The organism is Sphingomonas sorbitolis (assembly GCF_036663875.1).
GTDB lineage: Bacteria > Pseudomonadota > Alphaproteobacteria > Sphingomonadales > Sphingomonadaceae > Sphingomonas.
On the sequence record NZ_JAXOJS010000001.1, the window covers coordinates 632,750 to 658,398 of the forward strand.

The 25,649-nt window shown below is 64.7% G+C and carries 21 protein-coding genes; 12 read left to right on the top strand and 9 right to left on the bottom strand.

Annotated features, from left to right (window positions below):
* Window positions 1-180: 180 nt before the first annotated feature.
* The 4 genes from U1763_RS02610 (at window position 181) to U1763_RS02625 (ending at window position 3,718) form a co-directional block, all read left to right on the top strand.
* Window positions 181-693, top strand: a complete 513-nt coding sequence (locus tag U1763_RS02610; RefSeq protein WP_332753974.1) for a hypothetical protein — start codon at window positions 181-183, stop codon at window positions 691-693.
* Between the two features lie 411 nt (window positions 694-1,104).
* On the top strand, window positions 1,105-1,626 hold the full coding sequence (locus tag U1763_RS02615; RefSeq protein WP_332753975.1) for a hypothetical protein: 522 nt from the start codon (window positions 1,105-1,107) through the stop codon (window positions 1,624-1,626).
* A 142-nt stretch (window positions 1,627-1,768) separates the two neighbouring features.
* Entirely contained in the window at window positions 1,769-2,479 is a 711-nt protein-coding gene (locus tag U1763_RS02620; protein ID WP_332753976.1) for a hypothetical protein, read from the top strand.
* A gap of 312 nt (window positions 2,480-2,791) precedes the next feature.
* Window positions 2,792-3,718 carry a hypothetical protein gene (locus tag U1763_RS02625; RefSeq protein ID WP_332753977.1) on the top strand — a complete coding sequence of 309 codons (927 nt, stop codon included), beginning with the start codon at window positions 2,792-2,794 and terminating at the stop codon, window positions 3,716-3,718.
* Window positions 3,719-3,849: 131 nt separating this feature from the next.
* On the opposite strand, the gene U1763_RS02630 is transcribed toward U1763_RS02625, so the two are convergent.
* The 6 genes from U1763_RS02630 to U1763_RS02655 all read right to left on the bottom strand — a co-directional run bounded on the left by U1763_RS02630 (window position 3,850) and on the right by U1763_RS02655 (window position 13,278).
* A complete protein-coding gene (locus U1763_RS02630) occupies window positions 3,850-5,172 on the bottom strand; it encodes an amidohydrolase (RefSeq protein WP_332754399.1) in 1,323 nt (440 codons plus the stop codon).
* Between the two features lie 265 nt (window positions 5,173-5,437).
* Window positions 5,438-6,937, bottom strand: a complete 1,500-nt coding sequence (locus tag U1763_RS02635) for an amino acid permease (RefSeq protein ID WP_332753978.1) — start codon at window positions 6,935-6,937, stop codon at window positions 5,438-5,440.
* Between the two features lie 99 nt (window positions 6,938-7,036).
* Complete coding sequence (locus tag U1763_RS02640) at window positions 7,037-8,224, bottom strand: aromatic amino acid transaminase (protein WP_332753979.1); 1,188 nt, start codon at window positions 8,222-8,224, stop codon at window positions 7,037-7,039.
* A 163-nt stretch (window positions 8,225-8,387) separates the two neighbouring features.
* On the bottom strand, window positions 8,388-11,276 hold the full coding sequence (locus tag U1763_RS02645; protein ID WP_332753980.1) for a TonB-dependent receptor domain-containing protein: 2,889 nt from the start codon (window positions 11,274-11,276) through the stop codon (window positions 8,388-8,390).
* Window positions 11,277-11,487: 211 nt separating this feature from the next.
* A complete protein-coding gene (locus U1763_RS02650) occupies window positions 11,488-12,300 on the bottom strand; it encodes a FadR/GntR family transcriptional regulator (protein WP_332753981.1) in 813 nt (270 codons plus the stop codon).
* A gap of 90 nt (window positions 12,301-12,390) precedes the next feature.
* Window positions 12,391-13,278, bottom strand: a complete 888-nt coding sequence (locus U1763_RS02655; RefSeq protein WP_332753982.1) for a fumarylacetoacetate hydrolase family protein — start codon at window positions 13,276-13,278, stop codon at window positions 12,391-12,393.
* Between the two features lie 152 nt (window positions 13,279-13,430).
* Between U1763_RS02655 and U1763_RS02660 the strand changes: the two genes are divergently transcribed.
* The 6 genes from U1763_RS02660 (at window position 13,431) to U1763_RS02685 (ending at window position 22,204) form a co-directional block, all read left to right on the top strand.
* Window positions 13,431-15,110, top strand: a complete 1,680-nt coding sequence (locus U1763_RS02660; protein WP_332753983.1) for an FAD-dependent monooxygenase — start codon at window positions 13,431-13,433, stop codon at window positions 15,108-15,110.
* Window positions 15,103-16,086, top strand: a complete 984-nt coding sequence (locus U1763_RS02665) for a cupin domain-containing protein (protein WP_332753984.1) — start codon at window positions 15,103-15,105, stop codon at window positions 16,084-16,086. The genes U1763_RS02660 and U1763_RS02665 overlap by 8 nt, the downstream gene beginning before the upstream one ends.
* Window positions 16,083-17,567 carry an NAD-dependent succinate-semialdehyde dehydrogenase gene (locus U1763_RS02670; RefSeq protein WP_332753985.1) on the top strand — a complete coding sequence of 495 codons (1,485 nt, stop codon included), beginning with the start codon at window positions 16,083-16,085 and terminating at the stop codon, window positions 17,565-17,567. The genes U1763_RS02665 and U1763_RS02670 overlap by 4 nt, the downstream gene beginning before the upstream one ends.
* Before the next feature lie 31 nt (window positions 17,568-17,598).
* A complete protein-coding gene (locus U1763_RS02675) occupies window positions 17,599-19,194 on the top strand; it encodes a thiamine pyrophosphate-dependent enzyme (protein WP_332753986.1) in 1,596 nt (531 codons plus the stop codon).
* A 9-nt stretch (window positions 19,195-19,203) separates the two neighbouring features.
* Window positions 19,204-20,640 (top strand): MFS transporter, encoded by a 1,437-nt coding sequence (locus tag U1763_RS02680; RefSeq protein ID WP_332753987.1) that lies wholly within the window; start codon window positions 19,204-19,206, stop codon window positions 20,638-20,640.
* Between the two features lie 76 nt (window positions 20,641-20,716).
* Window positions 20,717-22,204 (top strand): FAD-binding oxidoreductase, encoded by a 1,488-nt coding sequence (locus U1763_RS02685; RefSeq protein ID WP_332753988.1) that lies wholly within the window; start codon window positions 20,717-20,719, stop codon window positions 22,202-22,204.
* Between the two features lie 523 nt (window positions 22,205-22,727).
* Here U1763_RS02685 and U1763_RS02690 read toward each other — a convergent pair.
* The 3 genes from U1763_RS02690 to U1763_RS02700 all read right to left on the bottom strand — a co-directional run bounded on the left by U1763_RS02690 (window position 22,728) and on the right by U1763_RS02700 (window position 24,291).
* The gene (locus U1763_RS02690; protein ID WP_332753989.1) at window positions 22,728-23,381 is read right to left on the bottom strand and encodes an SDR family NAD(P)-dependent oxidoreductase; all 654 of its coding nucleotides are present in this window, start codon (window positions 23,379-23,381) and stop codon (window positions 22,728-22,730) included.
* Between the two features lie 91 nt (window positions 23,382-23,472).
* Window positions 23,473-23,889, bottom strand: a complete 417-nt coding sequence (locus tag U1763_RS02695) for a (R)-mandelonitrile lyase (protein ID WP_332753990.1) — start codon at window positions 23,887-23,889, stop codon at window positions 23,473-23,475.
* 99 nt (window positions 23,890-23,988) lie between these two features.
* Window positions 23,989-24,291, bottom strand: a complete 303-nt coding sequence (locus tag U1763_RS02700; RefSeq protein WP_332753991.1) for an EthD family reductase — start codon at window positions 24,289-24,291, stop codon at window positions 23,989-23,991.
* 261 nt (window positions 24,292-24,552) lie between these two features.
* On the opposite strand from U1763_RS02700, the gene U1763_RS02705 reads away from it, so the two are divergent.
* Both U1763_RS02705 and U1763_RS02710 read left to right on the top strand, forming a co-directional pair.
* Entirely contained in the window at window positions 24,553-24,747 is a 195-nt protein-coding gene (locus U1763_RS02705; protein WP_332753992.1) for a hypothetical protein, read from the top strand.
* 460 nt (window positions 24,748-25,207) lie between these two features.
* Window positions 25,208-25,609, top strand: coding sequence for an amidohydrolase family protein (locus U1763_RS02710; protein WP_332754400.1), 402 nt, complete (start codon window positions 25,208-25,210; stop codon window positions 25,607-25,609).
* Window positions 25,610-25,649: the final 40 nt, after the last annotated feature.

Genomic DNA, 25,649 nt, shown 5'->3' on the forward strand with positions numbered 1-25,649 from the left:
AAGGGGCCGCGGACGTCATGCCATACAGGCAACTCGTCGGGACGCGTGAATGCGCTGCCGCTTACACCCTTGAGGACCGTTCGCTGGAAAAACCGTCACGGTTTCAGAGGTTTCCATTCAGTAGATCTTGATGTGTCCAGACAGTTGTTTGGAAAATCGAAATCATCGAAGGAAATGTAAATGACAGTCCAGGCCCAAGACAAGATCGATCGCTTCCTCATCGCCGCGCAGGCTCTGCTGTACCAGGCACCGGACCCGGAATACGCCAACGATGGCGTATCGGTGTTGATGGCGGGCGGCCATCCAATGGAGCCCTCGGACCTCGATCGAACCGCGGCGATCTGCGCGCAGTGCCGAGGTGACCTCATCTATCTGGAGTTCTCCAAGACCCGCCCGCAGGACGGTCCACAGAACGTCGTGCTGTTCTCCGAACGCGAGGGTGTCATCTTCCGCTGGACGGACTGCGCTCTGTGGGCACCGGAAGACGGCGGTCCGCTCCTGATCATGCCGCGACGCCTCAACGTCTGCTTCGGCTATGATGGCATCGAACTCTTCTCGATCGCTCAGCGGCCCACGCAGTACCTCGGTGACGGCATTGCCCGCGCCCGGACGCGCCTTCGGCACGCCGAACGGGCGGTCACGGCCGAGATGCTCGCAGGGATGGCCGCCAGCACCGACCGTCGGGCGGCCTGAGGCCATCGCCCGCGGTCCTGTCCCGTCTCGACGGTTCCGCCGGCGGGCGCCTGCAGGCGCCATCCCCCTTTCCTGCGCGCGCACGCGCGATTCAACAGATGTTATTGAAGTGATACGGTAGATAGAGGGGAAAATGCATACAAACTCCGAACTTCGCCCCAGGCGGAGCCTAAGCGGTGAATTCCTAAAATCTGATTAAGATCGGCCGCGCGCACGCGGCTTTTCCCCTCCACTCATGAATCCCATCATGTACCTTCATTCGGGAGGTCCGTGTCAGGACCCGCGCGTGCGCGCGCGAGGTGTTCAAGAGCGCTGCAGCGCGACAGCACTGTGGTGCCTTCAAATCGAAAAGCGGTGAAGTGAGGAAAATTCTTCCTTGCCGCCGCTGTCCATCAGCAAGGCTTTTCAGAAATGCATCAAGACGATGAAATCCAGGCCCTTCATTCGATCCACCACGCGGCGGTCGCCCTCATCGCGCCGGGCAACGGAACCCGTGGCTTTTCCCTGCGGACGATGTCGGGGGTGAACCGCACCATTTTCCTCGCGATGAAGGACGAGGTGCGCTCGACCAGGCAGACGATCCTGACGCTGATCTACGACACGATTCAGCCCGCCCCCAGCCTCAAGGATGTCTGGTTGATGAGGCCGGCCGAGGATCCAGACACGATCGCCCGCGGCGACGATCTCGATCTCTTCATCCAGTGCAGGCTCTGGGCTCCGGTGAACGGCAAGCGGGTGGTCGTCGTCGGGCCGGACCAGTTCGATGGCCACTTCGCCGTGTCGGATGACGGCGCGCGCTTCGAGGCCCGTCCCGGCAAGCCGGTGAAGGACCTCACGCGTGGCGCGGTCAGGGCGTCCGCTCGGATCGCGCGTCTGGCCGCGAGCCGCAGCTTCGTACCGACGCGTGGCGCGTCGGTGATGATATCGGCCTGATCGACAGGGCCAGGATCCGACAAGGCTCGCGAGCCCTGTCGGATCGCTGCCGAACGCTTTTCCAAACCAATACAATCCACGTTTTGACCCGCCGTCGACGGAGCACAAGCGCTCCGACGGCACCCAGGAAAGGACATTGCCCATGTATTCGAACCAAGCGCATGATCTCGCGGACATCCGCGACCGCACCCGCGAGCTCCGCAGCATCTTCGGTGCGGAGCCCTGCCTCACAGTCGTCAGCGGGACCGTCGCCGAGGCCTACAGACTCGCGGGCATGACCGGCGCCGAGTTCCATGACCTCCTCCAGGGGCAGATGGCCGACCGCGGACGGCTGCTGATCCAGTTCCGCCGCAAACCGGTCATGCGCCTTCGTACCGGCTTCGACGGCGCGAACGGAGTGGTGACCGATCGCGACGGACTCGTCGAACTGTGTCTCCATTTCCCTGGCGGCAGCTACCTGGAGATGGACGGTGCGCTGCAACTGCAGATCACCGGGAAGATCCGATCCTCGCTGCACATCGCCGGCACCCTCAACCGTCCGGTTTCCGACATCGTACCGCGCCTTCCCCGGTGCCTTCGGCCTCGATCAATCCGAGGCGACGCGATGTCGTTCGACGGTCAGTCGTGGGGACCGAGCACTTCCATCCGCGTGCGATCACATTGGGAGACGCTGACCCTGATGCCTGCCGAGATCTCCAAACGGCTTGGCGTCGCGACGCAGACGACGCTGGACCAGATCCCATGGCTTCCCTTCGCGACGCCCGTCAGATCCGGTCCGGTTTCGGAGCGCAAGCCGGCGGCAACGGCCCCCGCTCGGTCACGACCGCAATTGAAACTGGTGTCGGCGATCTAGGTGTTGGATCGGAACCGAACCGGGAACGCGAACGAGCTATTTTCATGTCCCCCCACGGGCATCGGCACTCCGGCCGAGACCATGGGCGCGCCAAACGCAAGATCTGGTTGTCGGAACGCGACCAAACCCCGCGCGTACCCACCCGACCGACGACCGTCGAACAGAAGCGCCTGCGCTCTGCAATCAAGCCAGTATGACGTCTTGACGGCGGAGGGTCGATCGGGAATCCAGCGCCGACGCGGTCACGGAGATTTGACAATGCACTCGACGCCGTCCTGTCAGAATCACGGCGGTGGTCGGACGCGCACCCGATTGTCAAAAGCGACGCTCGCCACGATCGCGTGTCTCGCGATCAGCGGGATCGCCCTGCACGCGCAGGTGCCCTCCATTCCCAAGTCCGCGCGCGCATCCGAAGTCCGACTGCCGAGCGGAACCGTCGCGCTGCCTTTCGTCATGGTGCGGGAATACCCGTTCATCGAAGGCGAAGTGGCTGGCGTCAACGGCAAGCTGATGCTCGACACGGGCATGGAGACCTCGCTGGCACTGAACGACCACCGCGTCCCACTGACCACCGCTCGCACGATCGGCACCGGCTTCTTCGGTAGCGGACAGACGTATGCCACCAAGCTCACGCCGATCGTCACCGGAATCCGCATCGGTCCCCTCCCATATCCGAGGGCGACGGATGTGCAGACGCAGGACGCGACACTTCTGGAGGGCATCACGCCGGACTTCATCGGCTGGGTCGGGTACGGCTTCTGGCGGGATCGTGCGATGAAGCTGGATTATCGGCGCGGCCTGGCGACGTTCTATGACGGAGCGCCGAGCCAGTACCTTGCTGGCGAAAAGGTGGTCGCCACGATCCCGTATCGACTGGGCAAGCTACCCAATCATCCGCTCGTGGACATCCGCATCGGCGGCGTCGCCGCGGTCGCCGCGTTCGACACCGGCCAATACGGCACGCTCTACGCCGACGCCGCGACAAAGCGACGCCTGTCGGGGCTGAAGATCCTCACGCGAAACGCCGATGGCCAACGCTACGATCTCGGTTCGTGGACGATCGGCGGGCAGCGGCTGACCGGCATCAGCGGATTGGAGGTCAGCGACGAGCCGTTCGCCGCCGCCAAGCCGATCGGGATAACGTCGAACACCATCCTGACGATCGGCTATGGCTTCCTGAAGCAGTACAAGACGGTCTGGGACTTCCGGAACCATACGATATATCTGCTCGCCCGGTGAGGAGCGCACCGCGCGGCGATCGTTCACGCCCGCCTACGATCCGTATCACCATGCTTCAGCCGACCGCGTAGGATCGGCACCGATTGCAATCAGCTATGACCCGTTCGTCCAAGCATCGGCTCTCACCGAATTCATCCGGGTCGGCCGAGTACCGTCATCGCGGCCAGCGCGAGCGTGCGCGCATTGGTGATGATCGCCGGCTTCTCGTCAGGCGCGAACAATGGAGAGTGGTTGGTGGGTACGGGCTCGCCCCGCTTGGCGTACTCCGCCAGGCGGGCAGGCGAATAGCCGCCGATCGAGAAGAACACCGACGGAACACCAGCATCGATGTACGCCGAGAAATCCTCGCTGGCGGACCAGCCTGGCAGGTTCGACGGCACGAAGACGACCTTGTCCCCACTCGCCGCCGTCAGATACGCCGCGACGCGGACACTGAGGGCGTGGTCGTTGACGACCGCGCCGGTACCGCCTGGATAACGGATGTCGGGTGCCGGTGCAGCGCCCATCACGGCCACCGCGTTTGCCGTTCGCTCGACGCCGGCGATCAGCAATTCGCGGACATCGGGGGTGAACGAGCGCAACGTGAGCTTCAGATGCGCGCTGTCGGGGATGATGTTGCCGACGCTTCCTGCCTGGAAGCTTCCGACGGTAATGACGCCGAACGAATTCGCATCCTTCTGTCGACTTATCACCGTCTGGACGTCAGTGACGAAGTGGGCCGCCATGACCACGGGGTCGATTGTGAGGCTCGGCATCGATCCATGCCCGCCGCGCCCCTTGAAGTCGATGACCACCGCATCGCTGTTCGAGGTCGCGGCGCCGTCCTTCACCTTCACCGAACCCGTCGGGGCGTTGTCGACGTGAGCGGCGAAACCGTAGTCGGGCTTCGGAAAGCGACTGAAGAGCCCGTCCGCAATCATCTTGCGCGCGCCGCCCACCGTCTCCTCGGAGGGCTGCGCTATGAACATGAGCGTTCCATGCCAAAGGGCCTTGTTCGCCACGAGAGCGCCCGCGGCCCCAACCCAGGCCGCCATGTGGGTGTCATGCCCGCAGGAATGGGCTACGAAGGTCGTGCCGCCGTTGTATGGCGCCTGTTCACGGCTCTGGTACGGAAGCCCGGTCGCCTCCTCCATCGGCAGAGCGTCGAGTTCCGTACGGATCATCGCCGTAGGTCCCTCACCGTTCTTCAGCATCGCAACGACGCCGGTGCCACCAACCCCCTCGGTGACCGAGAACCCGAGCGCCCGCATTCGCGCGGCGAGCAGCGACGCCGTGCGCTTCTCGTGGAATCCCAATTCCGGATGGGCGTGTATGTCCTCGCGCAACGCGGCCAGACCGGAATACCCCTTCTCCAGAAAGGCGTCGATCGCCGCACGCGCGGCCGTTGGCTTCTCCGCCCGCACCGTCGTCGACGCCAACAACGCGACGGCGGCGAACATCACTCGGATTTCCATGGCCACAGGTTTCGTTCCTTCACCGGGTGAGCGCGCCGTCACGGGGGCGGGCGTAGGGTTTGCACCATGATACGACGATCCGAAACACGCCATTGACGAGATGAACGTGGGAAGCCGCCCGAACCGTCGCCCCTTTCGAGATGTCGTCAGGTCCGTATCGGCAGACGCGGACCAGCCGCCGAAGCACCGGTCAGCGTCGCGACCCGGTCCTCGACGGCATCGCCCGGGACTACGACGACCCCAGTGCCGCCTGACGGACCATGCGTCACCTCTCGTCGCCGGAAAGGCCGCGCTCACGCGCCAGGGCAGAATGACGGAAGCCGTACAGGAAATAGACGACCGTCGATCCGACCAGGTACAAGCTGAGCATCTTCAGCACGTGGACCTCGACCGTCATGATCAGGAAGAGGCAGGCAAGAATACCGAGGACGGGCAGGACCGGATAGAAGGGCACGGAAAAACCCCGCGTTAGCTCGGGATGCGTTCGCCGAAGCCAGATCACGGTCGAGCATACGATGGCGAATGCCGTCAGCGTTCCCACGGACGTCATGTCGCCCATCGTGTTTATCTCGGCGAAGCCAGCCGAGATCGAGACGATCAGCCCCACGACCACCGTATTGACGCTCGGGCTCTTGAAGCGCGGATGGACGAAGGAGAAGATCCTCGGGAGGAGGCCGTCGCGTGCCATGGTGTAGAAGACGCGCGTCTGCCCGTACATCAGGATCAGGACCACGGACGTAAGACCGATGATCGCACCCGACTTCACGAGCATCGAGAACCAGCGCCATTTGGGTCCGAGCGCATCGACGGCGACCGCGATGGGATCGGGCGTGTTGAGATGGGTGTAGTTCACCATCAGGGTCAGCACGATCGATATGAGGATGTAGATTATCGTGCACGCGACGAGGGATCCGATGATGCCGATCGGCATGTCCCGCTCGGGGTTCTTCGCCTCCTGTCCCGCCGTCGATACGGCCTCGAACCCCACGTAGGCGAAGAAGACGATCGAGGCGCCGCGAAGCACCCCGCTCCATCCAAACTCTCCGTAGCGGCCAGTCGGTTCAGGGATGAACGGGGTCCAGTTGTGCTTCAGCGTATCGAAGTTCTGAGCGATGTGCCAACCGACGACCAGAATGAAGGCGATCAGGACCGTCAGCTTGATCGATACGATCACGTTGTTGAACTTGGCCGATTTCGAGACGCCCAGGAACAGCAGGAACGCCATTCCCGCGCACAGCCCGAACGCCGGAAGGTTGAACACCTGCACGGTGCCGTCGGGCGCGACGTGTCCCATCGGGCCCGCGAGTTCGACCGGGATGTGTATGCCGAAGTCGTTGAGCAGGGAAACGACGTAACCCGACCACCCTACCGATATCACGGAGGCCGCTAGGCCATACTCGAGCAGCAGCAGCGATCCCATGAGCCACGCCGCGAATTCGCCTATCGTCGTGTAGCAGTACGTGTAGGCGGATCCCGAAACCGGAAGCGTCGACGAAAGCTCGGCATAGCATAGACCCGTCAGACCGCAGACGATGCCCGCGATGAGGAAGCTGATGAGTACGGCCGGACCTGCGTGAAGCGCGGCGGCGTTGCCGGTTCGAACGAAGATGCCCGCACCGATGATGCATCCGATCCCGAGAAAGACCAGATTTGCAGGACCCAGCGAACGTGTGAGCTCGCTGGTCTGGGCCTCGAGCTGCACCTGCGCGACGCTCTTCCGGAGTTTGAGGCGGGCGATCATGCGACGGCCCAGGTGTTCAGGCATGACATTCTCCGAACTTTCGTATTCCGCTCGCGCCCGTCCGCACTGCATCGGGACGCGAGCCTTGATGCCGGATGACCGGTGCGATTCGCATGCGCGGGTTCAGTCCCGCGACTTTCCGATCTCGCGTATCAGCGCATCCAGGACGCGGGCGGCGTTCTCGCCGTTGAGGCCTGCGACGTTTATGCGCCCGTCGGGAGATACATAGATCCCGTCCTCGACGCGCAGGCGCTCGATCGATGGCCGTTTCAGCGGTAGCAGCGCGAACATGCCCTTGTGCGTCGAGAAGTCGTAGCGCGATGCATCGAGTCTCGCCGAGAGCGCCGCGCGCATGTCATTCACGCGCTGGCGCATCCACTCCAGCTCGAGTCCCCAATCGGTACGAAGAAGATCGTCCTGCAATATCGTACGTACGACGGCTGCCCCGTGGTCGGGTGGCATCGACCAGCAGATCCGCGCCTTGCTGAGTGCAAGGGACCGGGCTCCCATGACGTGGCTCCGTTGCTCGCCGACGATCCCGAGTGCGCCCGTCCGCTCCCGGTAGAGGCTGAAGTTCTTCGAGCACGTGACTGCGATGAGCGCTTCAGGCGAGCGCTCGAGCATCCATTCGATCGGGCGGGCATCATCCTCCAGGCTCGACCCGAACCCCTGATAGGCCATGTCGAGAACGGGGAGCACGCCACGCTCGGCCACCGCCGTCGCGATGGCATGCCACTGCGCGGGCGTCGGGTCGGCACCGTGGGGATTGTGGCAGGAGACCTGGAGCAGGACGGCGTCCCCAGGCTTCGCCGTCTCGATCGCGGCAAGCAGGCCCTCCGACTCGAAGCGCTGGGAGGCGAGATCGAAGGTGTCGACGCCGACCACGTCGAGCCCGACCTCCCGGCAGATCGGTCCGTAATTGACCCAACCCGGAACACCGACGATGATCCGTCTGGTCGGCGAGCGCGCGGCGATCAGTTCCATCGCCAGCCTGAGGGCGCCGGTTCCGCCCGGCGTCTGCATGAACGTGCTGCGCTCGAGCAGGTCGGATCTGGAGATTGCCAGCTTGCCGACCTCGTCTGCGAACTGCTGGTCGCCGTCCAGCCCGAGGTAGCTCTTGGACCGCTGGTCTCGCACGAGACGCGCCTCGGCGGCCTTCACCGCGCGCATCACCGGCGTCGCCCCGGCCTCGTCCTTGTAGACGCCGATGCCAAGGTCGGCCTTGAAGGGACGGAGGTCCGCTTCGAAAGCCTTCGTAGCTGCCAGCGGTCCATCCGCGCCGATGACGGGAAGATTGTCTAATAGGGTCATGTTCGCTCTATCTCTCGTTTCTCAGCGGCTCGGCGCGCTTTGCGGAGCAGCAGTTCGGCCGCGTGGATGGACAGATCCAAGGAGTGACCTGTCCATCCACGCCCTCAAGCTTCGGAACGACGTGCCGGTGACGACGTCTCCCAAGCCAGGCACACGGCCCGAGTTACAGCCTGAAGCGGAACCCGGCGAGGAACTGCCGGCCCAACGTATCGTAGACCGTCGAATTCGCCCCGTAGTTGGACACCTGGGTGGTGTTGGGCGAGATCCTGGGGGCGGTGTTGAACAGGTTCTCGACGGACACGAAGAACTCTGCCTCGCGGTGGTTGACCGGCGGGAGCTTCAACGTGACGTTGGTATCGAAATACCACACGCTCGGCACGTTGTTGTTGTCGATGTCGACGCCCTGCACCCAGGCGTTGTTGATCTTGCCGCCACCTACGTAGCGCCCGACCACCGATAGGGACGACGTCCGGTCCGTATAGTTGACCGACGCCAGACCACGCCAATGCGGCAGACTGTAGTTCGCGACCTCACCCGCATAGTCGATGCGGGTCCCCGGCAGCGCGATCACGCGATCGTGCACATACGTGAAGAGACTGCGCAGGGTCACGGTTCCGTCGCCGGACCCGATGCCGAGGTCGGACAGGCGCCGACGATAGCTGCCTTCGAAATCGACGCCCGACGTGCTTTCCTGTGCGAGGTTCAGTCCGGTCGCGATCACCTGCGTTATGGCACCCGCGCTGCTGCGGGTGATATACGGACAAAGCTGGGTGGTGCCCGCTCCGCAGCCGTCCACGATCTGCTGGATGGTCAACGTCGCGATCGCGTCCTTGATGCGAATGTGGAAGTAATCGACGGAGACGTTGAAGCCGGGAAGGATCTGCGGGCTCAGAACCACGCCTCCGGACAGGGTCTGCGCCTTCTCCGGCCTCAGGCTCGGGTTCCCGGTCTGGCGCTGGATGGCGAAGTAGCTCGTCCCGTTCGTGTCGTTCACCAGAACGCTCTGGACGGATCCGGTCAGGTAGAGGTCGTTGAGGTTCGGCGCGCGGATGTCGCGTGACGCGGTCCCCCGCAGTCGGATGCTATCGGCGATGTTCGCCGTCGCGCCCCCCTTCCAGGTAACGACCGTGCCGCTGGTGTTGTAGTGGGTGACGCGGGCCGCGCCGTTCAGGTCGAGGGACCGAAGAATGCCCTCGGACTTCACGATCGGTACGACCAGTTCGACGAAGCCCTCCTTCACGTCGTATTTTCCGGCTGCGGGTTTGTAGTTGCCCAGCCAGAAACCGTCGGTCAGCGAGATCGTGTCGGCCGTGGCACGGAAGGCCTCACGCCTGTATTCGACGCCCGTGGCAAGCGAGACGGGACCTGCCGGGAGCCTGAACGGCTCGCCGCGCAGCGTTGCCGCGGCGACGTCCTGCTTCAACGTGATGGCCTGACGGGCGGTGCCGGTGATGAAGTTGATCGCCCCGGCCGACGGCGAGCCGACCCCGAACGGATTGAGCGGCACACATCCATCGGCGGCGTTCGTCAGCGTCGACCGGCACACGATCGCGCCGTTCGCGCCGGTGACGGCGTCGATCGCCTGATTGTAGCGTGCGACGACCGGATCGTTGCGCACCAGGTTCAGCACCCTGCTCTCACCGTGCTGGTAGTAGGCATCCCACGACCAGCTGCCAGACTTGCCGGTCAGACCGATCACGCCGCGGACGACCTCCCGTTCGTTGTGCGCCATCGGCTCGCCGAAGTCGTAGTTGGTTCGGCCCATCACGAACGACGGCAGGCCAGCGCCGACCAGTCTCGCGCGCGTGGCCGAATCCAGAAACGGATTGCCCTGCGCGATCGTGATGTTGTTGAACCGGAAGTATCCGACGGACGGGTAGTCGGAGACGCTCTTGCCGTACGTGCCCTCGACGAACAGGCTTGCAGCCTCGCTGAAGTCGTAGTTCGCATGGACGAAGGCGGTCCCGTACTCCAGTGGTGCGAGCAGCGACGTGTTGCGGGCGACGTCGTTCGGCGTTCCGCCAATCTTCTGGTTCCCCGCGACCCGACCGAAGTCGAATGGTGCGGGAACGCCACCCGGCAGGAACTGCGTCCCGCGGAGCGGACCGCCCGTGATCAGGCCACCGTCGGTCGCGCTCGATAGACCGACATTGGGCGAAAGCAGACGGCGAGGCTGACCGTTGCCTGCGACGAAGCCCGGATTGTTGATGACCTTCCAGCTCTGGAACCAGGGCCGCGATCCGGCCCGTCCGGCTTCGCCGTTGTTGACGTATTCGGCACTCGCGATGACGTGGCCTCGCCCGCCGGCGAAATCCGTGCCGCCGCTGAGACTGGCGCGCAGACGTCGCGCATCGCCGTATCGGCTGATGCCGGATTCGATCTCCCCCTTCACGCCGGTGTACTTCGTGTCGAGCACGAAGTTGACCACGCCAGCGACGGCGTCCGAACCCCAGGCGGCGGAAGCGCCGCCCGTGACGACGTCCACGCGCGACAGCAACGCGGTCGGCAGCGTGTTGACGTCGACGGCGCCTATCGTCGCTGCGCTCACCACCCGCCTGCCGTCCAGCAGGACTAGCGTCCGGTTCACGCCGAGGTTCCGGAGATTGAGGAGGTTCGCCCCGCCGAGGCCGCCGCCGACGACGCTACCGGTGTTGCGGGGAGTGGACGAACCCGACAGGGCCGGCAAGGTGTTGACGTAGTCGACCACCGTAGCCTGCGCGGCCTGGTGGAAGGTGTCCGCGGTGATCACAGTCGTCGGGGTTGGGGCCTGATAGCCGTCCCTGGTCACACGGGTGCCGGTGACGACGATATCCGCCGCCCCCTTTTCACCTGCCGCCGGGTTCGCGGCCTGATCGGCAGGTTCCTGCGCCTGCCCAGCCACCGGCGGAGAGTCGGAGGAAGCGGCACCGGTCGTTGCCTGCGCGGTTAAAGGCACTCCCCCCGCCTGCCCGCCCGTGTCGCTCGCGGCCTGCGCGTGCGCGGTCGCACTGGAGCCTACGGCCATCAGTGCGGCCCAACATGTCGCGGTCGCCAAAGTGCTGATCTTCTTCATGGTCACCCCTTCCTCTCCTCGTTGTCCGGTTGGACGTTGCCCACTATTGCCGCACGAAAGCTCGAATTAAGCGTTTTCGACGATCGGCCCATGGGTGTTCTCAAAGTAACGACTAACAAATAAAGGTCGCACTATTCATATGCTGGGGATGAACCATCGTAAGATCCGGGTCCATTCGATCACGGTTTCGAACAGACCAAACACTCATCCCCTACTCGTTCGACAGAGAGGAAAATGCACCCTCTCCACGCTTCAGATCATTGTCGATCGTCAAATCATAAGCGCCCCGTGTCTTTGCGAGTTCGACATACACCTGCTCGATCGCTTGGAGTTGCTCACGCATCTCCAGCACAGCGCCGTCGGCGTTTCGCTGACGCAGCAGCGCGATGAAGGTCGTCCGCGACCTGATGACGCTTCGCGTCGTCTCCGCACCGAGCCGCATGGCGAAGCTCCGCATCACGCCGCCCAGGGTCTTCGTCATCATGACGAGGATGGGATTCTTCGTCGCGGCGGCGAGCACGTTGTGAAACTCGATGTTGACGTCGAGCTTCTCCAGCATCTTGCCCTCGGCGAAGAGCTGTTCGGCCAGAGCGACGTTCTCCTCCAGCGCCACGAAGTCCGTCTCGTCTCCCCGGTCGCACGCCACCCGGACGACGACCTCCTCAATCCACGTCCGCGCCTCGGTGAGCTGGGGAAGCGATATGCGGGCGAGCCGCAGGAGGTCTCCGATCGATTCCGAGATGGTGTCGGTCTTGAACTCGGCCACGAACGCGCCGCCGCCCTTCCCCGGCTTCAGTCGGACGAGACCCTTGTTCTCCAGCGTACGCAGAGCCTCGCGCAGCACGGAGCGACTGACCCCCAGCCGCTTCGAGAGATCCCGCTCCGGCGGCAGCCGATCGCCGATCCGCAGGCTCCCCTCCTCGATCAACCGCCGGATGCGGTCGGCGACCTCTTCCGATATCCGTTTCTCGCCGAGGGGCTCGAACAGTGACAGGTGCTTCGGAACGTCTTGTGTTTCGTTCATGACTTCGCCTCGCAGATCGAAGGTCGGATGACCTCCGATCGTCGGGTGAGGAGAAGAGCTGTCCATGTCGAGTCTCTCGGCGCTTGCGGACTAGTAGGCGCGGGGCGCGACGTGGTCGGCCTCGACGACGTTCAACGCCATCTCGCCGACCCGTTCGATGACGATCCTGACACGGTCGCCCGCCACGATCTGACCGACGCCGGCCGGCGTCCCGGTCGCGATGATGTCGCCCGGCTCGATGGGCAGCACCGAGGAGACCAGCTCGATCAGCTCCGCGACGTCGACAATCATGTCGCTCGTATTGGCGTCCTGCCGCAGATCGTCGTTGACGTAGAGCTGGTTGGCCAGCTCGCCGGGATCGCCCACCTCGTCCGCGGTGACTATCCAGGGACCAATCGGAGTGAACGAGGAGAAGGACTTCCGCATGGACCGCTCCTCCTCGCCGGTACCGGGCTCGATCCTCATCGTGATGTCCATGAGGCAGGCGTAGCCGAACACGTGGTCGAGGGCCGACGCGCGCGAAACGTTCCGCCCCGCCCTGCCCACGATCACCGCCAATTCCGACTCGTGATCGAAGCGCCGACCGGACCCCTTGGGCAGCACGATCTCGTCGTGTGCGCCGACGACCGACCCGGGCGCCTTCAGGAAGAACCCCTGCTCGCGCGCCGATCGCCCTGCCTTGGTGACCGCACGCTCCTTCAGCTCGCCGATATGGCTCCTGTAGTTCGCAGGGGCTGCGAACACGTGGCCCGGCCTGGGCACCGGAGTCCGCAGCCTGACCTCCGCCAGGGGGCGGCCACCCCCACGTGAAGCCATGATTCCCACGGCATCCGCCGCGTCCGACCAGTTGGCGATGAGCCAGTTCATCCGGTGCGCGGGCAAGGCGTCCAACGCCGACGGGATCACGTCCGTCACGTCTCGGACCGCGCCATCGATCACGACGCCAATCCTGTATTCGTCGAAGCAGACCAGCTTCATGACATCGCCCTACCTAGTATGGTCTGACCGAAGAAGTCGGACCGTTTCCAATCTTATATCTGGTAAAAACCGACACGTTTTCACCAGATCGCTGTTGCACTGCGGTCTTGTTAGTTTATGGTCTGACCGGAAAGCAAGAGGAATCAGCAGCAGTGGGCGAGGAAATTCAGACAGACGTTCTGGTGGTCGGCGCAGGCCCCGTGGGGCTGGCGCTGGCGGGAGACCTGGGCTGGCGCGGCAAGCGGGTCATGGTCGTCGACGAGGGCGACGGGTCGATCTATCAACCGAAGATGGACCTGGTCGGCATTCGCACGATGGAGTTCTGCCGTCGTTGGGGGATCGTCGGAGACGTCGAGGCGGCGCCATATGTTCGAAGCTATCCGCAGGACAACGTCTACCTGACGGCGTTGAACGGCTACGAGCTCGGGCGGCAGCCGATGCCGTCGATGGCGGACGACCGCCCGCCCCCCGAAAGTCCCCAGAAGCGCGAGCGGTGCCCGCAGAACATGTTCGACCCGATCCTGCGACGCTTCGCGACGTCACAGCCCACGGTCTCGCTTCATTACGGGCAGCGCCTGGAATCCTTCGAGACCGACCAGCGGGGGGTGGCGGCGGTCGTCAGCGACCTGGACGGCGGGACGCGCACGATCCGCGCGAGCTACCTCGTCGGCGCCGACGGCGCGCACAGCGCGGTGCGCAATGCGCTGGGCATCGAGATGCGGGGTCGTGGCGTCCTGACGTTCACGACCAATGCCATCTTCCGCTGCGCGACGTTCAATCAGCTGCACGACAAGCGTCCGGGCTACCGATACATGTTCGTCGGGCCGAACGGCATCTGGGCGACCATCGTGGCGATCAACGGCGATGACCTCTGGCGCATGTCGATCATAGGGTCGCTGGAACGCCGCGCGCTCGGCGAGGATGAACTCCGGGATATCGCCTACCGTCTCGTGGGACGGGAGTTCAGGTTCGAGATCATAAGCGTCCTGCCATGGGCGCGGGCGGAACTGGTGGCCGACGACTACGGAGCCGAGCCGGTGCTGATCTGCGGCGACGCATGTCACCGGACCTCGCCTACGGGCGGCCTCGGCATGAACACCGGCATCGGCGACGCGGTCGACCTCTCGTGGAAGCTGTCCGCCAGACTCGACGGTTGGGGCGGCCCGGAGCTGCTGGAGTCGTACACGACCGAGCGCAGGCCGATCGCGCAGCGGATCACGCAGTTCTCCACGGGCAATCTGGAGATCATGCAGGGCGCCCGGAGCGGCCCTCAGATCTTCGAGGACAGCGAGGATGGCCGGGAGGCGCGCGAACGGGTCGGCAAGGCGTTGTCGGATGGACTGCAGCGCGAATGGCTGTCGTTGAACATGCACCTGGGCAACCGCTACCTCGAGTCGCCGATCATAATCTACGAGGATGGCGAGGATCGCGAAGCGGCGAAGGCGGAGCTCGTGGACGCGATCGACTACCGTCCGTCCTCGCGTCCCGGAGCCCGCGCGCCGCACGCATGGCTGCGTGACGGCCGATCGACGCTCGACCTCTTCGGGCGAGACTTCACCCTGCTGAGTTTCGAGACCGGCATCGACGTCTCCCCGCTCGCCGACGCGGCCGCCACGATCGGCATGCCGCTCTCGATCGTCTGGCTCGACGAGCCGGACGTGCTGCGCCTCTATCGATACCCGCTCGTCCTGGTGCGGCCGGACGGGCACGTCGCGTGGCGCTCGAACGAGGTCCCCGCCGATCCGCGGTCGATCCTCGAGATCGTGAGCGGCAACGGGCTCGCCGGAGCCGCCCAGCCATCCCCATCAGACGGAGTCGACGCCCATGCATGACGCCACCCCCGCCTTCGCGTCGGCGAAGGATCTGCCAGCGCTCTACGGCATGCTCGAGCAGGTCAAGATGAGGAACGGATGGGCCAAGCCCACACCGTCCCTCTACCCCGAGCCGAAGCAGACGTTCATACCGGCGCATTGGCGTTTCCAGGAGGCACGCGCCGCGTTGCACAGGGCAGGCGATCTCGTTGATCCGGCATGGGCCGAGCGTCGCAACCTGATCATGGCCAATCCCATCCCAGGCAACGACTATGCAACCGTGCCGACCCTGGTGGGGGCGTACCAGATGGTGAAGCCGGGCGAGACGGCGAGAAGCCACCGGCATAGCCCGAACGCCATGCGCGTCGTGGTCGAGGCTGAGGCAGGGAGCTACACGATCGTCGACGGGGTCAAGGTGCCGATGGCGCCGGGTGACATCCTGCTCACGCCCATGGGCTGCTGGCACGGCCACAGCAACGAAAGCACCGCGGAATCGTACTGGATCGACTTCCTCGACGCACCTCTAGTCCAGATGCTGGGGCCGATGTTCTTCGAACACCATCCGGACGGCCTGGAGAACCCGGACCGGGTCGATCCCGACTCCCCCATGCGGTTCGGCTTCGAGGACTACTACCCGGTCCTGACAGCGTCCCCCGAGATCGGCGAGGGCATCCGATCGCTGGAACTCGGCCACGACGCGCTTCTCACGTTCGATCGCACCGTCTTCCACGTCGATGCCGGGTCGAAGCTGGTCAGGCCGCGCTCCACGGTGAGCCGGATCTACGCCGTCGTCCGCGGCAACGGAACGAGCACTTTCGAGACGTCGCGATCCGTCTGGGCGCCCGGAGACATGATCGCGGTACCCCATTGGCAGCGGCACACGCTGGAAGCGTCCGACGATGCGGTCCTGCTCGAGGTGTCCGACGCTCCCCTGCTCTCCAAATTGAACTGGGTGCGCGAGGAACGACCCGTACCGGTCGAGGATCACGCACAATGAGCACGGACCTCGCGCCCCCGACCGGTCCAGCCGACGGTGGCGGCTCCTCCTACCCGAAGCTCTGCCTCATCGTCGGCGGCGAGGAGCTGCGGGGCGGAGGCCGCGACACCATACCGGTCCTCAACCCCGCGACCGGAACCGTCTTGGCGGAACTTCCGCTCGCGGGGCGGCAGGACCTCGATGATGCCGTGGACGCGGCGGTGGCCGCGTTCCCCGCCTGGAGTTCGACCAGCGCGTTCGACCGGGCCGCAGTCCTGCATCGCGCCGCCGGCCTCCTGCGCGAAAGACGGGACGCGCTCTCGCTGACGTTGACGCTGGAGCAGGGGAAGCCGCTTGCGGAGGCACGAGCCGAAGTCGAGTCGGCCGCCAACGTCTTCGACTGGTTCGCCGAGGAGGGGCGTCGCGCCTACGGACGCATCATACCCTCCAGGTCGTCGGCGGTGGACCTGCAGGTCCGGAAGTATCCGATCGGGCCGTGCGCGCTGTTCACGCCCTGGAACTTCCCCGCCGATCTGCCGGCGCGCAAGCTGGCTGCGGCCCTCGCTGCGGGTTGCACCGTGGTCATCAAGCCCGCCGAGGAGACGCCGGGAATCGCAGTGCACATCGTCCGGGCGCTGCATGACGCCGGACTGCCGGCCGGAGTGGTCAATCTGGTCTTCGGTCGTCCGGACGTGGTGTCGCGCCACCTGGTGACCCATCGCGCGATCGCCAAAGTGTCCTTCACCGGGTCCGTCCCGGTCGGCAGGCATCTCGCCCAGCTCGCGGGGGAGCATCTCAAGGTCATCACGTTGGAGCTGGGAGGCCATGCCCCCGTGCTCGTGCTGGAGGATGCCGATGTCGATCGCGTCACGACGATGGGCGTCGCCGCGAAGTTTCGCAACGCCGGCCAAATCTGCGTGTCGCCGACCCGGTTCATCGTCCACGAGCGCATCTACGACGACTTCGTCGAGCGGTTCGTCGCGAAGGCGCGCCAGTTGCGACTGGGTGACGGTCTACTGGCCGATACCGGAATGGGACCGCTCGCGCACGACAGACGGGTCGAGGCGATGGAGGAACTCGTGCAGGACGCCATCGACCATGGAGCCGACGTCGCCGCGGGTGGATCGAGGATGGGCAACATCGGCTCGTTCTACGAGCCCACCGTCATCCTGGGTGGGACGCCCGATCTGCAGGTGATGAACGCGGAGCCATTCGGGCCGGTCGCCGCGCTGATGCCGTTCCAACACCTGGAAGACGCCATCGCCGAGGCGAACCGCCTCCCTTACGGACTGGCCGCATATGCCTTCACCGGAAGCGTCGGCGCGTCCCGCCGTATAGCCGACGGCTGCCAAGCCGGCATGATAGGGCTCAACACCTTCGCCATCGCGCTGCCGGAGGCGCCGTTCGGAGGCGTCAAGGACAGCGGTCACGGAATCGAGAACGGATCGGAAGGCCTGGACGCCTTCCTGACGACCAGGCTCGTCGTCCATTCAGCAAACTGAGGAAGCAAGCATGACCAACGCTAGAGGTACGGTGGCCGACGCCACGGTGGAGAGTCTGATCGATAACGGCATCGATACGCTGTTCTGCCTGCCCGGGGTGCAGAACGACCACTTCTTCGAAGCCGTCTACAAGGTGCAGGATCGCATCCGGCCGGTGCACACGCGCCACGAGCAGGGCGCGGCCTACATGGCGCTCGGCGCCGCGATGGCCACCGGCCGACCGGCGGCGTACTGCGTCGTACCGGGACCGGGCGTGCTCAACACCGCCGGCGCGCTGTGTACCGCATACGCCTGCAATGCACCCGTTCTCGCTCTGACCGGCCAGATACCGCAGCGACACATCGGCGCTGGGCACGGCTTCCTCCACGAACTGCCCGACCAGCTTGCGACGATGCGCTCGCTCACCAAGTGGGCCGACCGCATCACCGGGCCCCAGGACGCCCAGCCGCTGGTCAACGAGGCGTTCCGCCAGATGACGTCCGGCCGCCCCCGCCCAGTGGCGTTGGAGTGCGCGATCGACGTCTGGGGCCGACGCGGTGAAATCACCCGCGAATCCCCACGGCCGCCAGTGCGCATCGCGTTGGACCAGGAGGCGGTCGCGCGGGCGACGGCACTTCTCTCCACGGCCGAGAGGCCACTGATCGTCGTCGGCGGCGGAGCGCTGCACGCGGCGGACGAGGTGCAGGCCATATCCGACCTGCTGCAGGCGCCCGTCGTCTCGAACCGTATGGGACGCGGGATCCTCGATAGCGACGACCCGCTCGCCGTGAACTGGACGACGGGCCACCGGCTGTGGGGTCGCGCTGACGTGGTCCTGGCGGTCGGGACGAGGCTGCAGGTCCAGCAGATGATGTGGGGCGTGCCGGTCGGCACCCGCATCGTGCGCATCGAGATCGATGCCGTCGAGATGGAGCGCATAGCTCCGCCCGAGGTGGCGATTCTCGGCGATGCGAAGGACGCGCTGCACGCGCTGGTCGAGCAGCTGGCGGGCCAGGACCGTCCGTCGCGAGCGGCGGAGATAGGCGCGCTGAAGCATCAGGTGGCGGACGAACTCGCCGTACTCTCGATCCAGAAGGATTTCCTGAGCGCCATCCGTTCGGCCTTGCCGGACGACGGCATCTTCGTGGACGAGCTGACGCAGGTCGGTTACGCCAGCCGTCTGCTCTTCCCCGTGCACGAACCGCGAACCTTCCTGACACCGGGCTACCAGGGAACACTTGGGTGGGGCTATGCGACGGCCCTTGGCGCGAAGGTCGCCTGCCCTGAGAAGGCGGTCGTATCGGTCAGTGGCGACGGTGGTTTCATGTTCAACGTCCAGGAACTCGCGACCGCCGTGCAGCACGGTATCGGGGTGGTCGCGATCGTATTCGACGACGGCGCTTTCGGGAACGTGCGACGGCTGCAGCAGCAGCAGTTCGGCCACACCATCGTCTCCGACCTTCGGAATCCCGACTTCGTCGCGCTGGCAAGATCTTTCGGGATGGCGGCCGTCAAGGTGGAGGACGCCCGCGGTCTGGAGAGTGCCGTCCGCGACGGGCTGAAGTCCGGCGCACCCCTGCTGATCCACGTCCCGGTGGGCGCGATGCCCGATCCCTGGAAGTTCATCAACATGCCGCGGATCGCCTGACGTCGGTCAATGGAATCGCTTGCCCCGCAAGACCGGCGGACAGAGCAAAAGCAGGACGGGTACGCCGATATGGAAGACACGCTTCGGGAGCAGCTGGTTAACCGCAAGGTCTACCGACGACTCATGTGGTTCCTGGTCCTGTTGTTCGTGTGTTCCTATCTGGACCGCATAAACATGAGTTTCGCGGCGCTCTCCATGAACCGGGAGCTCGGATTGTCGGTCGCGTCGTTCGGGATCGCCAGCAGCATATTCTACTCGGCCTACGTGCTGGCGGAGATCCCGAGCAACATGGCCATGCGCAAGGTCGGCGCCCGGCTCTGGATCCCGCGGATCATGATCACGTGGGGCATCGCCTCGTGCGCGTGCGTCTTCGCCACGGGGCCTCACAGCCTCTACGCGCTGCGCGCGCTCGTCGGCCTCGCTGAGGCGGGCTTCATGCCCGGCATCCTCCTGTATCTCACATATTGGTTCCCGGACGCCTATCGTGCGCGAGCAAGCACACTCTTCGTGATGGCTCAGCCCCTGACCATCCTGTTCGGGTCGGCGATCTCAGGCGCCATCCTGGAGATGGACGGCGTTCTAGGACTGTCCGGGTGGAGGTGGCTGTTCATCCTCGAGGGCATTCCGTCCGTCCTCCTGGGCGTCGCGGCCCTGTTCTATCTGGACGACAGGCCGGAAGACGCCCGGTGGCTGACCGACGAGGAGAAGCGCACGTTGCGCGGATCGCTGCAACGGGACGAGCAGGCTGCGACGATGCAGGCGGGCAATGTTCCCCTCCCGGAACTGTCGACCCCGCGACAACTCATCCAACCCAGTCTCATACTTCTCGCCCTGTGCTATTTCGGCCTCGTCATGTCGCTCAGCGCGAACTCGACCTGGGTGCCCCAGATCGTCCGCAGCATAGCCCCCGACGCCAGTCTGTTTCAGATCGGACTGGTCACGGCCGTTCCCTCCGTGATCGCGATCGTGACGATGGCCGCCTGGGGCGCGCATTCCGACCGGCACCGGGAGCGGGTCTGGCACGTGGTCATCCCGATGGCGGTGGCGGCCCCTGGCTGGGGCGCCGTCGCGCTCGCCCAGGCACCCCTGCTGAAGTTCGTCGGCCTGATCCTATGTTCCGCAGGGACCTTCTCGGCGCAGGCGATCTTCTGGAGCATGGCGCCGCAGTATCTCTCTGCGTCGGCGCGAGCGGTGGGGATCGCGGCGATCAGCGTGGTCGGCATGCTCGGAACCGCGGTCGGGCCAGCGATGATCGGCGTGCTTCACGACGCGACGGGGAGCTTCACGGCCGGGCTGTCCTTCGTGGCGCTATGCGTGTCGGCCGGAGCCGTGTGCGTCGCCACGATCCGCTGGACGCACGGTTCGAACGGGGGCGGCTCGCGTGCGCCGAGCGCGGATGACGCGGCGGGTGCCCCAGGACGTCGGTCCGCGGCGCTTCGCCGATAGATCCGAACCCCCGGACACCTGGCAAGGGCCATCGACCGATTTCCCGACCTGCCAGCCCCGCTTCACAGGAGCCTACATGGAAAACCGAGTAAGCATGATCGCGGAAACCGCGGGCTCCGCTGGAACGGATCTGATTCCCGCATTGCATGCCATAGTCGGCGACAAGGGCCTGGTGCTGGATGAGGCGGGAAAGCGGCCCTACGTCACGGACTGGCGCGGGACATCGTCGGGCCAGACGGCCGCCGTCGTCCGGCCCGTCAGTACGAGCGAGGTGTCACGGATCGTCCGCCTGTGCGGCGAGCGGCGGATCGCGATCGTTCCCCAAGGCGGAAACACCGGCCTCGTGGGTGGGGGGATTTCGACGGATGCGGATCGAAGCGTCGTGCTGTCGCTCGGCCGTATGAACCGGATCATCGACATCGATCCTCTCGGCCACTGCATGACGGTGGAGGCGGGATGCATCCTTCAGACGATGCAGGAGGCCGCCGCCGCGAAGGATCTGTTGTTTCCTCTCAGCCTCGGCGCCGAGGGTTCCTGCACGATCGGAGGCAACATAGCGACCAATGCCGGTGGCGTGCAGGTGCTGCGGTATGGCAACGCCCGGCAACTCGTCCTCGGACTCGAGGTCGTGCTGCCCGATGGCAACGTCTGGAACGGTCTGAGATCGCTCAAGAAGGACAATGCGGGGTACGATCTGAAGCATCTCTTCATCGGATCCGAAGGCACTCTCGGAATCATCACGAAGGCCGTCGTGAAGCTCTGGCCACTCCCGAAGCAGTCGGCGACCGCGTGGATCGCGATCCGCGATCCTCAAGCCGCCATCGAACTCCTGGCCGATGCGATCGCATTCTCCGGCGACGCCGTCTCCTCATGCGAACTGATGAGCCGGGCCGCGATCGACATGGTCGTTCGGCACGTCGAAGGGACTGCCGATCCGTTGCCGGCCGAAACGTCGTGGTCCCTGCTGCTGGAGTGGTCGTCATCCATGCCCACCGAGGAGAGCGGCGAAAGCTTGGCGGACCGATTGACGCGGTTCCTCGTCGGTCAATTCGACAACGGCAGGGTTCTCGACGCGGTCCTCGCACAGAACGAGGCTCAGACGGCGAGCCTCTGGAAGGTGCGCGAGGGCGTCGGGGAAGCCGCACGCGCTGATGGACCCGGCCTGACATTCGACGTCTCCGTGCCGACCGCTTCCATCCCTCGACTGATCGAACGGGGCATCGAGGCCGTTCTCGCGATCCTTCCATCGATCCGGCCCTATCCTCTGGGCCATATCGGAGACGGCAACCTCCACTTCTCGTTCAAATGGCCGCGTGGGATGCCTCCATCGGAGGTCGAGCAGTTCAGCGGTCGCGTGAAGACGGCGGTCTACGAACTGGTCACCCTTCTATCCGGATCGATCTCCGCGGAACACGGGATCGGTAGCGAGAAGATCCTCGATCTTCGTCGGCACAAGTCCTCGACCGAGTTGGCGACCATGCAGACGATCAAGCGTGCGATGGATCCAAACGGCATCATGAACCCAGGAAAAATGTTCAGTCCCGATCCCGAAATCCTCGTCTGATATCTCACCAGGCACGCATCGAAAAATACAAGCAGCGTACGTGGTCGGGTCGGATCGGAAACGTTCAATCGTCTGCGGCGCCGCCGTCTTCGGGTTCCGAGCGGCTGCCAGCGCATCGATCATGATCGATGACCTGTACGGTCTGCCCGCCTTGGCAAACCGAGGCCCCGTCGTCTGACTGATCGAGGGAGTTCGAATTTCGTCCTCTATGGCCTGTTTGCCAAGTTCGTCCGGAACTCTGCCGCCAAGTCGAGATGGCGGCAGTGGCGCAGAACCGACCGCGATGGCGCGGTCCGCGACAGATCGTCGGTCAACGATAACCGAGCGCCAAAAGGGGGCGAGGCGATCCGGCCGCGATCGGACTGGCAAAAGGCTGAACGTTACAGAAGTTCGCGACGACGCGATCGCATCCGGCCGTCTTGAGCGGTGTCATCCCTGAGTGATACCGGCAGGCACGTTTTCCTGCCGGTATCATCGAGGAGTTCGGTTCGATACGTCCAAATGGACTGTGACGCCCTCGGGATCAGGAAGGGTATGTGACTTCCCAATCCCACGTCTCCGCGGGCGCGGCATGCAAATTCCAGAATGCGTCGGCGACACCCAGCGCCTCGGCGGAGCCGGGCGCCACCGGCGTCGCGACGTTGACCATCGCAATGTGCACGCCGCGATCCTTGAAGGGATCGAACAACGCCTGCGCCATGTTACGGATGGCCGCCTTGCCGATGCCGAGCGACAGGTACTCCGGATTCGGCGTTATCGCGAACACCCCGCTGGTGAGCAGGATCGATCCCGAACCACGGGCCAACATGGCGGGCGATACGGTCTGCACCGCCACCAGCGCCGCCGCCACGTTGATCGTGAGATCGGGAACGAACGTATCGGCCGCCTGCTGGTCGATCGTTCCGCCGTGCATGGCGGCCGAGTTGAAGTGCAGGACGTCGATCGTCTCGAACTCGGCAGCAACATCGCGGATGAGCGCCGCGACGCCGTCCAGATCCCCTGCATCAACCGCACGCGTCTCGACGCGATAGCCCTTCTCGGACAACTCGGCTGCCCGATGATCGAGCTTCGCCACATCCCGCGAGGTGAGGACAAGCCGGTAACCTTCACGCCCGAAGCATTCGGCCGTGGCGGTGCCGATGCCAGGGCCTGATCCGATGCTCAGAAACGTCTTCATGCTAATCTCCCGTTCTCGGCGATCAAGGCGTAGAACTCGATCGCCGACTCCGACCATGCGTCGGATCACATCAAGGTCTCGAGGGTCGAAACTAGACCGAAGCGTCTCGCGGTCCGGCAAGATACTGCTCGTCGGTGACCTGCTCCAGCCAGTGCACCATCTTGCCATCGACGGCTTCCTGCACGGCGATGTGCGTCATCGCCGTGGTGGGCGTGGCTCCGTGCCAGTGGCGATGACCTGGCGGGCACCATATCACATCGCCCGCACGAATCTCGACGATCGGTTCTCCGTCGCACTGGGTCCAGCCCGCGCCCGAGGTGACGACGAGCGTCTGGCCAAGAGGGTGCGTATGCCACGCGGTGCGCGCGCCCGGCTCGAAGGTCACGCTCGCGATCCCGATCTTCACGGGAGCGGGGGCCGCGTTGTGGAGATCGATCCGTGCCGAGCCGGTGAACTCTTCGGCCGTGCCCTTGCGCGAAGGTTGTGTTCCGTTGCGGATGAGAATCATGGCTTTTCCAGTCTGATTGCCTTTGCAGGCGTGGGTAGGATTTGGTGAAGATCGACCTGGACCGTCAATCGGCCCGCGAATGCTCGTCCCGTCGGACTCTCAGAGCGGCGTGGGACGCGAGAATTCGGCAGTGATATTCGTGTAGTTCTCGATGTCGGCCATCACTGCCGAGGCTTCGTCGGACGCCAACGACGCCGCGAGCGCCGCGTCGTCGCGAAAGCGAAGCTCGCAGATCGCGATCGTATCCGTCGACATGTTCAGCGGAAACAGGGCGGTCGAGTCCTCGTACCCGTACTTTTCCCAAGACGTCGCGACCAACGGCAAATGGTTGTTGAGATAGTAGTCGCGATCGAAACGTGACTTCGAAGTGGCCCGATAGGTCACAAAAACAATCGTCGACATGGCGCCCGTCCTCATATTGGGCCGGGCATGCCCGGCGGTACCAGCATGAGCCACCGGCATCGACACGCCGGCGTGATCAGATGCTGCGTCACCGGCAGCCGTCAGTGACCAGCGATCTCCGGTGACGAGACGGTACGTATCGCCTCGTTAGACGTTTGACAAGGGGTGGAATGCCGATCGATGCAGTCTTGCGTTTGGAAAAATTCCTCGATGCCACCACTGGGCCAGCGGGCGAGCGGATATCGCCCGAAAGATCCGAACGTGCACAACCCGACCCATCTGGTCACGTCGACGTCGAAGTGGCGGAGTATCGTCTTGACATGGCCAGGCGAACGGGCATCGCCGCCGATCCGGCGGCGTCCACGAGCAGAGCTCCTGACTGGTATGATGACGCCGTGCGCCACGCCAGACCATCTGGCGGCGTCGGGCGTGCCGACGGTGGTCGCGGATCTGTGACGGCATCGCCATACGCTCCTTGGCCGGCGTACTCGCCACCGCCAAGAGTGGTGGTGTCGCGATGGACGAGGCGGGCGGCGGGATTCCCGTCCGGCACCGCCCTGTCGAGCACGAGCGACGACATTCCCTGACGACGCGCGATCGTTGGCTGTCCCGCTAGCGCCGTCGGACTCGAGCTGCGATTTCGCGACCGGTCGCTCGTCCAGCGTCTTCCCGGACGTCATGTGGCGGGAGGCAATGCCATGCGCGACCTTCGCGCCCGGTGGCCCGCTGCCGCCGCAGGTGCCGCCGGCCGTCGAGTGGCTTGCGAAAAACAGCACTCGCTTGCGGCGGACGGTGACAAATCTGAACGGGCACCCCATCGGAAAATGCGAGTCGATGGTTTCTCCACCCCTGCCAGACCGGGATCGGATCCCCGGCGGTCAACGAATGGGGTCTGACCATCTGCCTCGGGGCATCGCTGGAGGACAGTGTGGCCGTACTCCACCTCATCCATCAAGCGATCCCTTCGCGCTTTCCGCGACTGCGCTTCATCGTGCCGCATTTCGGCGGTGTTCTGCCTATGCCGCTACAGCGTCTGGATGGACAGATGCCGCGATCCGAAATTATGATCAAGTCCCCCGGGAATACTGCGCGGCGGTTCTACTACGATACGGTCGGCTGGGGATCACGCGCCGCGCTGCAGGTCTCGATCGAAGCGTTCGGCGCTTCCCAGATCGTCACCGGAAGCGACTACCCCATCGTCGTTCCGCTCGAGAGCTACGCGCAGTCGTTCGATCACATTCGCGATAGCGGTTTCGAACCGCAGGTGATCGACGTCATCCTGGGCAATGCCGCCCGCCTGCTCGCCGAAAAGCGCTAGTCGGGTGGCCCGGTCGATCCGCCGGCTGCGCCGCGTCGCC